General features: G+C 45.4%; 11 protein-coding genes. 3 read left to right on the top strand and 8 right to left on the bottom strand.

Translation table 11 applies throughout. The annotated features are described in order from the left end of the window. From fliB to VN379_RS09125, 4 genes are all read right to left on the bottom strand, one after another. A complete protein-coding gene (gene fliB / locus VN379_RS09140; RefSeq protein ID WP_325533062.1) occupies nucleotides 1-906 on the bottom strand; it encodes a flagellin lysine-N-methylase in 906 nt (301 codons plus the stop codon). A gap of 364 nt (nucleotides 907-1,270) precedes the next feature. Beyond that, nucleotides 1,271-1,552 (bottom strand): hypothetical protein, encoded by a 282-nt coding sequence (locus VN379_RS09135; RefSeq protein WP_325533021.1) that lies wholly within the window; start codon nucleotides 1,550-1,552, stop codon nucleotides 1,271-1,273. A gap of 393 nt (nucleotides 1,553-1,945) precedes the next feature. Next, on the bottom strand, nucleotides 1,946-2,563 hold the full coding sequence (locus tag VN379_RS09130; protein ID WP_325533060.1) for a hypothetical protein: 618 nt from the start codon (nucleotides 2,561-2,563) through the stop codon (nucleotides 1,946-1,948). 206 nt (nucleotides 2,564-2,769) lie between these two features. Continuing rightward, nucleotides 2,770-3,216: a hypothetical protein gene (locus VN379_RS09125; protein WP_325533019.1), complete on the bottom strand. Its 447-nt coding sequence runs from the start codon at nucleotides 3,214-3,216 to the stop codon at nucleotides 2,770-2,772. A gap of 476 nt (nucleotides 3,217-3,692) precedes the next feature. Between VN379_RS09125 and VN379_RS09120 the strand changes: the two genes are divergently transcribed. Both VN379_RS09120 and VN379_RS09115 read left to right on the top strand, forming a co-directional pair. Beyond that, a complete protein-coding gene (locus VN379_RS09120; RefSeq protein ID WP_325533017.1) occupies nucleotides 3,693-4,280 on the top strand; it encodes a DUF3786 domain-containing protein in 588 nt (195 codons plus the stop codon). Between the two features lie 220 nt (nucleotides 4,281-4,500). Beyond that, nucleotides 4,501-5,898: a PLP-dependent aminotransferase family protein gene (locus VN379_RS09115; RefSeq protein WP_325533015.1), complete on the top strand. Its 1,398-nt coding sequence runs from the start codon at nucleotides 4,501-4,503 to the stop codon at nucleotides 5,896-5,898. 79 nt (nucleotides 5,899-5,977) lie between these two features. Here the strand turns inward: VN379_RS09115 and VN379_RS09110 are convergent, their stop codons facing one another. Then, nucleotides 5,978-6,430 (bottom strand): HutP family protein, encoded by a 453-nt coding sequence (locus VN379_RS09110; protein ID WP_325533013.1) that lies wholly within the window; start codon nucleotides 6,428-6,430, stop codon nucleotides 5,978-5,980. Between the two features lie 182 nt (nucleotides 6,431-6,612). Further along, nucleotides 6,613-8,142 carry a histidine ammonia-lyase gene (gene hutH / locus VN379_RS09105; RefSeq protein ID WP_325533011.1) on the bottom strand — a complete coding sequence of 510 codons (1,530 nt, stop codon included), beginning with the start codon at nucleotides 8,140-8,142 and terminating at the stop codon, nucleotides 6,613-6,615. A 434-nt stretch (nucleotides 8,143-8,576) separates the two neighbouring features. On the opposite strand from hutH, the gene VN379_RS09100 reads away from it, so the two are divergent. Then, nucleotides 8,577-10,559 carry an LTA synthase family protein gene (locus tag VN379_RS09100; protein WP_325533009.1) on the top strand — a complete coding sequence of 661 codons (1,983 nt, stop codon included), beginning with the start codon at nucleotides 8,577-8,579 and terminating at the stop codon, nucleotides 10,557-10,559. Nucleotides 10,560-10,666: 107 nt separating this feature from the next. On the opposite strand, the gene VN379_RS09095 is transcribed toward VN379_RS09100, so the two are convergent. Further along, on the bottom strand, nucleotides 10,667-11,071 hold the full coding sequence (locus VN379_RS09095; RefSeq protein WP_325533007.1) for a hypothetical protein: 405 nt from the start codon (nucleotides 11,069-11,071) through the stop codon (nucleotides 10,667-10,669). Between the two features lie 422 nt (nucleotides 11,072-11,493). Then, the gene (locus VN379_RS09090) at nucleotides 11,494-12,714 is read right to left on the bottom strand and encodes an IS110 family transposase (RefSeq protein WP_325533005.1); all 1,221 of its coding nucleotides are present in this window, start codon (nucleotides 12,712-12,714) and stop codon (nucleotides 11,494-11,496) included. Between the last annotated feature and the right edge of the window lie 653 nt (nucleotides 12,715-13,367).

Raw genomic sequence — 13,367 nt, 5'->3', positions numbered from 1 at the left:
TTATCGTAACAGGGCCTGCCGGTCATGCCCGTATTGAAACTCAAGCTTCATAATTTCCTCTGTAATATCATTGGAACGCATAAGCTGTTGCCACATATGATCAAATAACCGCAGTGTTTTTTCAAAGCCGTAAATATAAAAAGGCTTTTTAAATAAAAAACTGACAAAGAAGTTTTCCAGTAAACCGCTGCCCGCCTCAGGCTCAGCAGGTACCCTGCCCGCAGCAAGATCATCCAGCCAATCATAATTGCGATTAAATAATGCTGTTAACTCCCGGGTGATTGTCTGGTCCTGAGTCAGGCTGTTTACTGCCTTAACTGTATCGGCAAGGAATGCCAGGCGTTCGTTAAGCGGCATGCTCCGGCACTGTAACAAATCAATAAAATGGCTCTCCAGTTCAAAATAATAATGAAGTGGTTGCTGGACCGGCTGTTGCTGCGGATAAATCTCAGCAGCGTAGTTATTATCAGCTAAGTCAAGCGGCTGTTTTTCTGAACGGATAATTTGCAGCGGCTCAGCCCGGTCTGCTAATTTTAATACTGCCGGACAGCTAAAACTTAGTGTTATTTCGATCCCCCGCGCCGTACTCATCGGGTAACGGGGAAAGGTTCGGCATACAGCATCCAGATGGCTGTGGCCGGCCTCCTTGTGCAGCAGACACATATTGCTCTCGTTTAAAAACCAGCAGCCACCCCCGGCCTGTTTAGCGATATAGGCGTATTCGCCATATCCCCCCTGACCATTAAGAGCAATAAATGCCTGAGCAAACTCAGCCTCGCGGCCACTGGCACTAAACAGCGCCTCATTACGGCGGTAACTGGGTTCATCCAGCGTGACCTGCCAATGATTGCGGCAACAGACTCCGCACATCTGACAGGTGAACTGTTCACATAGGTCTAGGTAAATGTACGTAAAAACACCTTCTTACTTAACAAATACTGTGTTGTAGCATTATTTTACGATTACTTTCTGCAGTTCTTCGCGAAAAGCCGGCCTGCGCAATATTCAAACATCAGATGTTTAACCAAGTCAGCCGCAATACTACCGCCACCGATTTTTATCAGTAACCGTAAATGAGAGCAGACGCGCTGATACTCAGACCGTTTATTGCTATGAGCAGCTTCCCGCAGTACCAGCCCATTAAAAAACTCATACACCTGCTCCCGGTAATCAGCTAATAAATGGCGATAAAAATCCAATATGCAATGCGGATTTTGTTGGACATACGCCAATATTCAATTATAGCAGACGTATAATGGATTGTTCAAAATCATTCAGTTTCATCATAATACTCCTGTTCGACTCTATTATGTTCGTATAAATTGCTTGCTATCATTTTCATTTCATCAGCAACGGCATCAGGCAACTCTTCATACGCAATAAGGTTCTTAAACAATGCATACGGCAAGACCTCTACCGGTGATAACATAGTATACCGCTGATAAAGTTCCTTTGCCGGACCATTATGAAACTTATGGACTGTTTCCTCCAAATCCCAGATGTCGATTTGATTATTCTGCCATAATATGAATTGTTCTGCCAACTTCTCCATTTCTTGTCGTAACTCCCGCTCATAAGCTCGATTAGATAATTCTCTGATCTTTTTAGAAACTTCTTTTGAAAATTGTTGCAAAAAATCACTCCCAAATAAATTAGTCGCCCTTAAAGCGTAAAAGTATTGATGACTGAGAGTTATTGATAATTTCAAGTTTGGACAAATCATCCGGATTATCTCTTCCACAGTTTCTTTTTGAATTCCTGTCGAAATTAAACAATTTTAACCAAACCGAGAGTCCGGTGTGGTTAGTCGTGGATTTTGGTACTTAAACCCACATAATAAAAAATCCTGCATAGATGCTTGCAGAATTCTAAAGAGCCAGGGGACGGTTCTTGACTCACCTTTTCTCAATTAATACTAATGTGTATTCCGGATTATCTGGACTTTTCATCTTAAATAAGTCAACGATTTGAATAAGTCAAGCCTGACCCTAGAAACTAGAAATTTGGCAATCTTTCGAGCAACACTTGCAAAATGCTGCTCATTAGGTTGGCGCCATAAGCCTTCGGCCAGATAGCAATATCGTAAATAATATAAAAACTTGTCAATTAATTGATGGTCAGGCTTTGCATTCATAAATTGAATATGCTCTGACAGCTGATCTGCTTGCGTAACATGGCAGACCAGGCCAGCTACGTTATAAAATGAGTTTCCCAGCGTAATCACAGGTTTATGACGTACTAAGGACTCAATGCCTACTGTTGAATTCAGGGTAATAACCCCCTGTGCCTGCGCAATTAAATCAGGCGTTGGATAGAAGCGCACAAATAAGATATTATCCTCATGATACTGTGCCTGTAAAGCAAAATAGTCCACACGGCCAAAATCCGAAGGATGTTTCTTGGCAACAATCCAAATATCTTCCCCATGGTTCGAGTTGTACTGTCTTACCGCGTTCACTACACAATGCACTAGTTCTTCCATTGATTTAAAATATGGGGAATACAATAACACCTGGGTATCGTCCTGCACCTGAAACGGAAGAAAGATAAACCTCTCCGGCAGAATAATTTCTTCTGCTTGTCTATTCTTTTGCTTTCTTATTAAATTTTGATACCATTTGCTCTTTATATTTCAGATTGATGCCGCCGCACTATATAATTCTTCAAGAAGCTGCCCCTGTGGAACAATAGCATCATAAAATGAGCGCGGCTTATTTACTAAGCTATTTTGATAGTTGACACCCATGGGATCTAGCGTAGTTGTATCCCTTAGATAGCCATTTTCAAAAAAGATGGTCTTCTTGCCAAGTTTTCTTGCCACCTTGCGGCAGAAGTCAAGGGAAGGTTTATGCCGTTCCATACACATACCAGGTCAATATTGACACGGCACATGTATTCATAAAAATGAAGAGTGGCAAAATATGCCCGGCTTTCCAAAACCGGTTGCGAATGCATCCAGCCGCGAAAACCAGTAAACTTACAGGACTTTCCCTTTACCAGTAAAAAGCGAATTACGTCTGCTAATTCTTCCTCAGTAAAAGCAACAGGCTCTGGCAGTTCCGGTTTTATCAGGGCACCAGAAAAATCAGACAAGCCATAATAGATATGGTGAACATCATATCTACCATTTAGATTAACGCCTAGCTGGCGGAAATATTGTCTTTGATGCCGATTCAAAGATACAAACAGGATTGATGGTTTATCTTTGTTGCTCAAGCTGTCATCTCCTGTGAATAATTACAATTGTTTGGATATTAACCCCTGTGCAGATGATACATCTTAGCTTAACAAGTACATCCACCTTCAAGTTTCCTCTTGAAGGTGGATGTACTTAGAGCGATAACTTGGCGCATAGTATTTAGCTTACTTTCTTAGAATAACTCGTAACAGGTTATTTATGCAGTTTATGTTGTGCTATACTCAGGTGATTCATTTGCTTCAGCTCCCTAACAATTTCCCATGATTGCAATCAATGCTTTTACCTTCTATCAGACTTTCGCCCAATAGATAACAGCACCTTGTGTCAGACAAATCTGGCCCCATAGAACTTCAACAAAACTGGCCCTTTCCAACTACCGAACCGCGGTGTTTAATAAAAGCATAGTTTACAGAGCACGAGTTATGGAGGGATTGATCTGGAGAGTAATTATCGTATTGCCTATGACAAAGGCTGGCAGGATCTTGAGCCAAAAGTGCCTGAAGAGGTCGCAGCCAGTATGGATGTAGAATATCTGAGTGATAAGCAGCAATTTATCGTACCCTATCTAAATGAAAATTTTATTGTCGACTGTGTCAATAAGACCATTACAAAAGAAAAAGACGGCTCTGTGCCAAAGATTGGAGCAGCCATCTTAATCCTTCACTACCTGACATTCTTTCAAACCAGGGAAGAAGTCGCCAATAAATGGGTCAGTCTAAAAGAGATACCTAATGGCGGGATGCTCTTTTATCCGGCGTTCCACAAAGAAGCCATCGGCGGTTTGATTAAAGCCTTCGGCAAGCAGGCCTCACTCCTTTTGGAATGTGCCAAACCGCTTGGTGGTCAACCTGCCAGTTTTGGCGATGCTTCTGCTATTTTTAATGTCTTCCCCAAGATCCCACTCTGCGTAATAGTCTGGGAGGGAGACGAAGAAATCGCAGCAAATGCCACTGTTTTATTTGACCCCTCAATTGCACACTTTTTGCACATCGAAAGCGTTATCGGCGCCGGGGGCTATCTCGCGAATAAGCTGGTTAAGCTGGCCTCACCGGAGCATTGCCAGGGGCATGACATTTGGTAACACTCACGCTTTCTGAACAAAGCCTGTGGTATAAAAATCACAGGCTTTTTTAGTTTACAATTTACAGAATAGGCACACTATATATTCCGCATTGCCACCACACCACCCGCCTGCAAAACTTTAACGCGTTGTATATAGTCAAAGCTGTTATGATTATTTTTATGTTATACTTATAATAGATTATTAACTGATTGAGGCAGTTCCCGGCAGGAGGTTCCCGATGTTTTTACTTAATGTTAAAAGTAAAATCCCCTTGTACCGTCAACTTTATCAGCAGCTGCGGTCCAAAATTCTCAATGGCGAACTCAGTTCGCAAACCAAACTCCCCTCAAACCGCAAACTGTGTACAGATCTCGGTATCAGCAGAAATACTGTTGATATAGCCTATCAGCAACTTTTATCTGAGGGTTATATCTTTGCCAAGCCTCGCAGCGGGTACTATGTCGAAACAATCCATAATACCCTTTTACCAACACTTACGGAATCGCCCCTGCCGGAACCGCCTGCCAAACCACTCACAGAAAAGATTAAGTACAACTTTCAATATGGTAAACTTAGCCCCCAGAGCTTTCCATTTTCCCAGTGGCAGCGCTTAACCAACGAGTGTCTGCGCAAACACAAAGAGCAACTGTTAAACTATGGCTCTTTTATGGGAGAACTGGGATTGCGGCAAGAGATCCTTAAATATCTGCGTGATTACCGAGATGTCAAATGTGGTATTGACCAGATTCTGATTGCCTCAGGAACAGAACACTGCCTGAGTCTTGCCGGTCAACTGTTAAAGACGTCTACTACTACGATTGCCATCGAAGACCCAGGCTTTGCGGCAGCCCACTTCGCCTTCAAGAGCCAGGGCTTTCAAGTATGCCCAGTCCCGTTAAACCACCATGGCTTAAGTGTAAAAGCACTGCGCACCTCAATGGCCAAAGCGGTATATGTAACACCATCACACCAGTTTCCCACCGGGCGTATCATGTCGATAACACGGCGTCTGCGCCTTGTGGAGTGGGCTTATGAACAGGATGCTTTTATTATCGAAGATGATTATAGCTGTCATCTCCGCTATGATGTAAAACCAATATCGGCGCTGCAGGGCTTAGCCCCCGATAAGGTAATCTATATTGGCAGCTTTTCAAAAATGCTGTTACCCTCCCTCCGGGTAGCTTATATGGTCCTACCCAAAGATTTAGCACAGCAGCTGCAGCAGACAGCAGACAATCTTGTCTGTTCAGTGCCGTTCCTGATTCAAAAACCACTGGAATTATTCATGCGCGAAGGGCATTTTGAGAGTCATCTGCGAAAAATGCTGCGCCATTTGAAGAAAAAACATGATACCATGATCCAGGCACTGCAGGAGAATTTCGGTGATATGATTGCGATTTCCGGAATAAATGCCGGCCTGCATCTGGTGCTGCAAATAAAATGGCCGGATTATACACAAGCTTTAGTAGACAAAGCCGCTAAAGCAGGCATACAGATCCATCTGCAAGGCACCCCCTGGATTGAGTCTGATCCCAGTCCGGATAGCAACATTCTCCTGGGCTTCAGTGCTATAGCTCTGGAAGATATCCCCATTGCTGTCAGCCTGCTGCGTAAGGCCTGGCTGGAACAGGGGTGAACCCTTGCAATAGAGAGAAAGCGCCACTTGTCTGCTAAAGACAGGTGGCGCTTCACTTATATTATTAAAGACCTGCTAATTAAATCGGGTTAATGCCCAGACCCAGCACTTCATGTTCATATCCCTTAATCGGCGCCCCCATGTTACCATATAAGGCCACCGCAATCCACTCACCATCATGATTATTCCCCGGTAATTTCGTGCCCCGCACAATGCAAAACAACAACCCGGCACTGCGCAATACGGTGCCAAGCCCGATCTGCCCCCGGCACATGCCGTTATAGGCTTCAAACACAGAATGATAGAGGGCATGCTCTTCCCGGTAGCGCTGATCAATGAGACCCTCTTTTTTCGCCGCTGTCTCGACTGCCGCAAAAATTTTGGCCGAATCCATTGAACCCACTTTCCCTTTATACAGCCGGTAGCCAAACTCTTCTCCTTGCTTTTTTAAGGCGATTTCATCCTCACCGGAAGACATGATTGATAGAATTGCCAATTTTCCCAGACTACCGTTTTTCTCAATATTAAACATCGCTTATCCACCCTTCTCTCATCTGTCTGAAACACTCAGGGGCTGAATCTCCAACACAAAATTCTCGCACGACAGCAGTCTTTCGCTATTGCCGCAATATTTTGCAGCACCATGTGTTTAGTCAACAATACTAGGAACAGGGATAACTCCTGTTCCTAGTATTGTACCATATGTTAAAACACTTAATAGATCTTCATTGGACCAATAGCCGCCTCTACCGCCTTAATCAGCGAACCATCGGCAATTAACTGATAGATATTTTGGATGTCCGGTGCCGGTATCCGGTCTTCATCCAGGTGTGGCACAGCCTCACGGATGGCCTTATGGGCGGCCCCGGTACCCACACCCGGGGTTAGTGGCGCTAAAAAGTCGATGCCCTGAGCCGCAGCTAAACACTCAATCGCCAGAATATAGCGGACATTCTCCAGAATTTCCCTTGCCTGCCGGGCCGCTATTGTTCCCATACTGACATGATCCTCCTGATTAGCTGAGGTTGGAATCGAATCAGCACTTGCCGGGTGAACCAGTACTTTATTCTCAGATACCAATGAAGCTGCCGTATACTGGGTAATCATCAACCCCGAATCTTCGCCCGGATAGGCTGTCAGGAAGGGCGGCAGCTCACTCAAATGTGAGTCCAGCAGGCGATTAGTGCGCCGCTCGGAGATATTGCCCAGTTCTGCTAAGGCCAGTTTCAGATAATCCATCACCAGTGCAATTGGCTGGCCATGAAAATTACCGCCTGATATTGCTTCGCCGCTATCAGGCATAATTAACGGGTTATCGGTGGCGGCGTTGATCTCAATAGTAAGCGTTTCTTCCACACGCCGTAAGGCATCTTTAGAAGCACCATGCACTTGCGGCACACAACGCAGTGAATAAGCGTCCTGGACTTTGGAACAATTGACATGGGACTCAATAATAGGACTGTTCTCAGTCAACCGCAGCATGTTTTCCGTGGTAGCCACCTGACCGATATGCGCTCTAACCTGACTAATACGCGGATCAAAAGCGGTACGGGTACCACGCAGGGCTTCGACACACAAAGCAGCTGACACATCGGCGCTTTTCATTAAGTTGACTGCATCCTGCCACACCATACAACCGACAGCAGTCATGATCTGCGTGCCATTGATTAAAGCCAGTCCTTCTTTGCCGCCGAGGGCTAACGGTTCCAGCCCGCTGACTGCCAGCGCCTGGGCCCCGCTCATTAACTTGCCGTCCACATAGGCATGGCCTTCGCCCAGCATAACTAACACCATATGGGAAAGAGGCGCTAAATCACCGCTGGCTCCTACCGACCCCTTTGCCGGAATAACCGGGCATATGCGCCGGTTCAACAGGTTCAGCAGCATCTCAACTGTGGAAAGCTTAATCCCGGAATAGCCTTTTGCCAGGGAGTTGGCCCGCAGCAGCATAGCCGCCCGCACAACATCTTCCGGCAAATGTTCACCTACGCCGGTGGCATGGCTGAGAATCAGGTTCTTTTGTAATTTCTCTCTTTTCTCTTTCGAAATAAAAATTTGACTAAAGCTTCCGAAGCCTGTGGAAATACCATATACCGGGCTCTCATCTTCGAGAATTTTATCGACAATGGCGCGGCTGGCAATAATCTGATTGCGCCCCTGCTCACTTAAGCCTGCTTCCTCATACCCTCTGGCTACTTTTACAACATCATCCAGGGTTAAAGCATATCCGTCTAATAATATCATTACACTATACCTCCGTTTTTTAGAAAATAAAAAGAGGATAAAACTCATTAACGAGTTTACCCCCTAATATCTCATATCTATGGGCAACCTATCCAACTTTAAATTACATTTTTGCAAACCAGCCGAACTACTACATAACATCTGATCTTTGCCTGCCACACTCTCATATCTAGCATCTAAGGAAGGCGTCTTACTTTTCATGATAGTTGACATCGCTGCCAAAGTCAAGCCTAATATTGTTTAAAATAGCTGCCGCACTGCAATTGCTATATACAACGCGTTAAAGTATTGCAGGCGGGTGGTGTGTTGGCAAAAGCGGAAGTCAAGCGCCAGCGGTGGAGCGTTGTCAATGCACCACCCGCCTGCGCCTGCAAACTTCTTTAATGCGGGATATATAGCATAATTTGGGTTTGAGGGCAGGAGAGGTTGCAACAGTGATCAAACTAGTTAGTTGGGAAGATTTCTGCGCCGAATTGCAGCAGGATTTTAAGCTGTTTATATTTATACTGGGCGTATTTTGCCTGTTCCGGGTAGGTTTTATAGCAGTGATGCACTCGTTTTTAAGTGAGAGTGTAACCTTGAGTGATATTGCCGCCGCCATGTATTATGGCTTCAGGATTAGCCTGAAGAGCGCTGGTCTGATGGTGCTGCTGCCGCTTATCTGTTGCACCGGACTGAGGCCGGTTGTTACCTGGAAAAAGCTCGGTCATATCCGGTTGTACCTGGGGATTTTATATGTTACCCTGCTCAGCTTTCTTTTCCAGGCGCGGATTCCCTATTATCAGGAGTTTCGCATGGCCTTTAATCAACTGTTGTTTAATACCCTTAATGATGATGTAACAGCCATTGTCCATACGGTGACTGAGCAGTATAATCTGCCGGTCAGGGTTTTTCTGGCCGCAGCTACAGCGTTCATTCTGTGTAAACTGCTTAAGCGCTGGCTGGCCTCAAAAACATATGCCTTTCCCCGGTTTTCCAAATGGTATCAGAATATCGCGCTTCGCGCCGTGCTGCTTATCATAATTTATCAACTGACCATTTTCGTCCGGTTTGGGGGCAGTATGACTTACGCCTATAACATTGACTGGGAGAATTCAGGGATAACCAAAGATCAGTTGCTTAATGAAGCGATTCTGGATGATGTGCAGGCACTCTACCGGGCCTATGTCCTGCATGAACGGGTTTGTTCCTCTACCGGTCTTGATATGGACCCGGGGCGGTTGGCCGATTATGGCGGTTATCTTGCTGAACGCCCTGTACAGTCGGCCAATTTAGATGATTTTTTACGCAAAAAGGTTGTGGCCGGGACCAATAGCCCGCCCAGGCAGGTGTTCCTGATTATTGGTGAAAGCTATGCCAACTGGCCGCTGCTGCCGCAATACAGTAATCTCAATATTGCTAACGGCCTGAAGAATATCATCGCCCAGGATGACGCCGCTTATGTGAATAATTTTTTACCTAACGGAATGAGTACAATTTCCGGTGTAATGGGGGTAATTACCGGTTTGGCAGAGGCCAATCTGTATCTTAATTATCTGCCTGAGTCATACCGGGAACCCTATGCGACAGCCCTGGCGCCGCAGATGAAACGCCTGGGGTATACGGCTGATTTCTGGTATGCCGGACCAGCCTCCTGGGAAAAGGTCCGGGACTTTACCCTGGCCCAGGGGTTTGAATCCTTCTATGGCATGGGCGATTTTGCAAGTGACGGCGGTAATGTCTGGGGCTGTGACGATTACTACCTGTATAAAGCTGTGCTTGGACATGTGCAGAATGACAAGCCGGGCTTTCACGTCATTCTCACTGTATCCAACCATTCACCCTACACCGTCGACCTGGCGAAAGAGGGCTTTGACCCTGCTATTGTCACTGCCGGGTTGCCGGAGAGCCTTAAAAATGATCAGGAACTGATCAAAAAACTGGGGCATTTCTGGTATGCCGACAAGATGCTGGCCCAGTTTGTTAAAGAGGCGCGTGAGCAGTACCCTGACAGTTTGTTTGTCATTGTCGGCGACCATGCCGACAGGGTTAATATCGAACCTAATCCCCCCCTGTTTGAGCGGTATGCTATCCCCTTTGTCGTTTACGGCAAGGGCATAACAAAAGAATCATTGCCTGAGCAGGCGGCAGGCAGCCATATCAATGTCACCCCCACGCTGGTGGAGCTTGTCGCCCCTGGTGGGTTTGAGTATTACTCATTAGGCCACAGCCTGACCAAAGGCAACCAATTTGGGATAAACTACGGTTTCTGGATTACCCCCGGCTATATGGGGAAGGCCGACAGCGAGTATACGGAACCCCATCTGTTAAAGACCGGACTGGTGCCGCCTGATCAGGACACAATCAGGCAGGAGGTTGATTCAGCCCGCGCCATTTCCTGGTGGCGGATAAAATATGGCAAACAATTAAAGCTATAATTGGATATACAGAAACGAGCGCCATAGCGGCGCTCATTTCTGTATATCCAATGCACCTCCCGCCTGGACCTGCAAACTTCTTTAATACGGCATATATATGTATCGGTCTAATTAAATTTCCCTCCAAAGGAAAAGTAATATTTATCCTCAACATCAAGGTCTTTTTCATATACTCGGCGGTAGAAGGACGTGGTATGGCTTTGGGTGATGTATTCCAATCCGACATTGGCCTGGGCTAAAAAAGCGTCACGGCGGTTGCCTGCAAAGGTGACATCTGAATAAGCCAGCAATTGTGGTGTGACAGGATAGTTAAACTTGCGGCAATAGCTAAAAGCAAAATCAGAGTAATCGTCAGCAAAACTTAGCCGAAGTTTTGAATGGGTGCTGTTAACCCCCGTATCCAGCGTATACTGAACATAGGTATTAACAAGGCCTGTTGCGCTAGTCTCTTCACATAGAGCGGGCAGAGGCAGCAAAGTTAAAACGGCAACAGCGGCAGCAATCAGAAACATTACTTATGAACCTCCAGGATTGTTATGTCACCTTCTATTCGTGATAAAGGCCGGAATATCCTTCGATTTTTTAAATATCAAGTTTTGAGATGCTGAAAGTCTACAAAGCAAGGGAAGCCAAGGTAAATATCCGGCTTGAGCAAGGAGATGGTGCCCCAGCAACCCCGGTAACCCCCCGGCCTTTGCCGGAAAAAGCGTTCCGCAGGAGAAAAGCCGGACAGTAATCCGTTAAGAATCCGTACTGTTTGAGCGTAGCGAGTTTACGGATTTAGGAATACTGTCCGGCTTTTCAGCTTTTGGAGGCTTCGGGCCTAGACTTTTTGTTACTTTACTATGAAAACATCTCCTATGTGCCAGAAAAAAAGGGCGCACAAATACAAGCCTTATAGTCTAGGGCCCAAAAATTTATGGTATGTAGGCAATTAGGCCGTAGCTGTGGTGGGGAGCTCCCAACCCAAAGCCGCTAATTTCTTCAAATAGGATTGTATTTTCTTCTCCCGGTTAAATCGATTGTAATACTCGGAACCTAACTCTCGATAAGGAACGTCTGTTTTTAGTATGTGGTAGATCGCTATCAGTATGGAATGGGCGACAGCTACGGCGGCTCTGCTGCTTCCTCTTCGTGCTGCAATCCGTTGATATTGGGCTGAAAAGAAGCTTCCCTTCACTTTTTGCGCAGCCTTAGCACATTGAATTAAGATGGCTTTTAATGTTTTGTTTCCATGAGTGGTTTTTCCACTCTTTCGTTTTCCTGCACTCTCATGGTTACCTGGAGCCACACCGGCCCAAGAGCTAATATGGCCATCTGTGGGAAACCGATTCATATTAAGCCCGATTTCTGCTAAGATGGTTTCTGCACTGATTCTCCCAACACCCGGAAGTTCATCTATGGCTGTGATGGCAGCTTCATATTTGCCTAGGTAGTCTTTGATGAGTTTGTCCATATCTTCGATACGCTTTGTCATATCATCAATATGATCCAGGACATTGCGCAGCAATCTGCGTTGCAAAGGTGAGATAACTCCGTCAACAGAAGCCATGATTTCATTGAGTTTACCGTGCATGCTGGGATGAAGTAGCCTTAGAATTTCGTCTTCATCCAGCTTTTTGTCTTGGACAATGCTTTCCAAAAGTCGCCGGGAACTCTTGCCGTTGATAGCACTTACTACGCTAGATAGTTTCACATTAGCCCCCTCTAGCATTTTCTGCAATCGGTTCAGCTCACGGCTTCTCTCATCAATCAAGCTCTTGCGGTAGCGAGAGATTTCCCGCAGTTCCCGTTGTTCACGGTCTGGAATATAGCTTGCTTTTAGTAACCCATGTCGGAGAAGATCCGCAATCCATTCTGCATCTTTGACGTCGGTCTTACGACCAGGCAAAGATTTCATGTGCTGGGCGTTGACTACCATGGCATCCAAGCCGGACAGTTCAAAGATGTTGTACAATGGCTTCCAGTAGGAAGCGGTACTTTCCATGGCAATCATTTGACATCTAGCCTCGACTAGCCAGGCTGATAAATCCCGCAGTTCTTTTGTCGTTGTACCAAACTGACGAAGTTCCTGCTTTCCACCACAGATTAGACAGGCAACTATCATCTTTTTGTGTACATCAATCCCACAACAACGCTCATAAGTTATGTCCACAATATCATCCCCTTGTAGATAAAATATGGCGCGACTTCCTGTAAGTTATTATTTTACTACACGTCCTTTCGCCCGAATGAGCTGGACAATATGTGGTTCAAGCAGGAAGTCATATCAATTTTGGGGTCGAGTTCTTAGCTCAAAAAGTATCGACCTTATGCCACACTTTAATTATACGACATTGTTTTCGTTTATGGTGATGCTACAGCGCGAGTTGCATCTGATTTTGGGGCAATGCCAAAAGTAAAACCATTCCCTTGTATTCCAGGATTATTTGATATGTGCAAAGCCAAAAGACTGCGTTAGCGGTTTTTCTTATTGCACAGATAGAGCGGTATCACTTTCTTGGGGAAACAGCTTCGAGATGATGTGTACACCAAGAAGCGTGGCAGTTATTGTAAAGGTTAACTCTGGCTGGATAGGGGTTATAGGCAATATTTGTTGTATAAAGCAGGATTTTAGCAAAAAAAGTAGAAACCTACCGAAGTCCTGAATATATATGGATCAAGTTTCTACATAGCATAATTTGGGTTTGAGGGCAGGAGAGGTTGCAACAGTGATCAAACTAGTTAGTTGGGAAGATTTCTGCGCCGAATTGCAGCAGGATTTTAAGCTGTTTATATTTATACTGGGCGTATTTTGCCTGTTCCGGG

The sequence above is a fragment of the Sporomusa sp. genome, assembly GCF_035561255.1.
GTDB lineage: Bacteria > Bacillota > Negativicutes > Sporomusales > Sporomusaceae > Sporomusa.
Note: the sequence above shows the minus strand (reverse complement) of the source record. Positions and strands in the feature narration are given on the sequence as shown.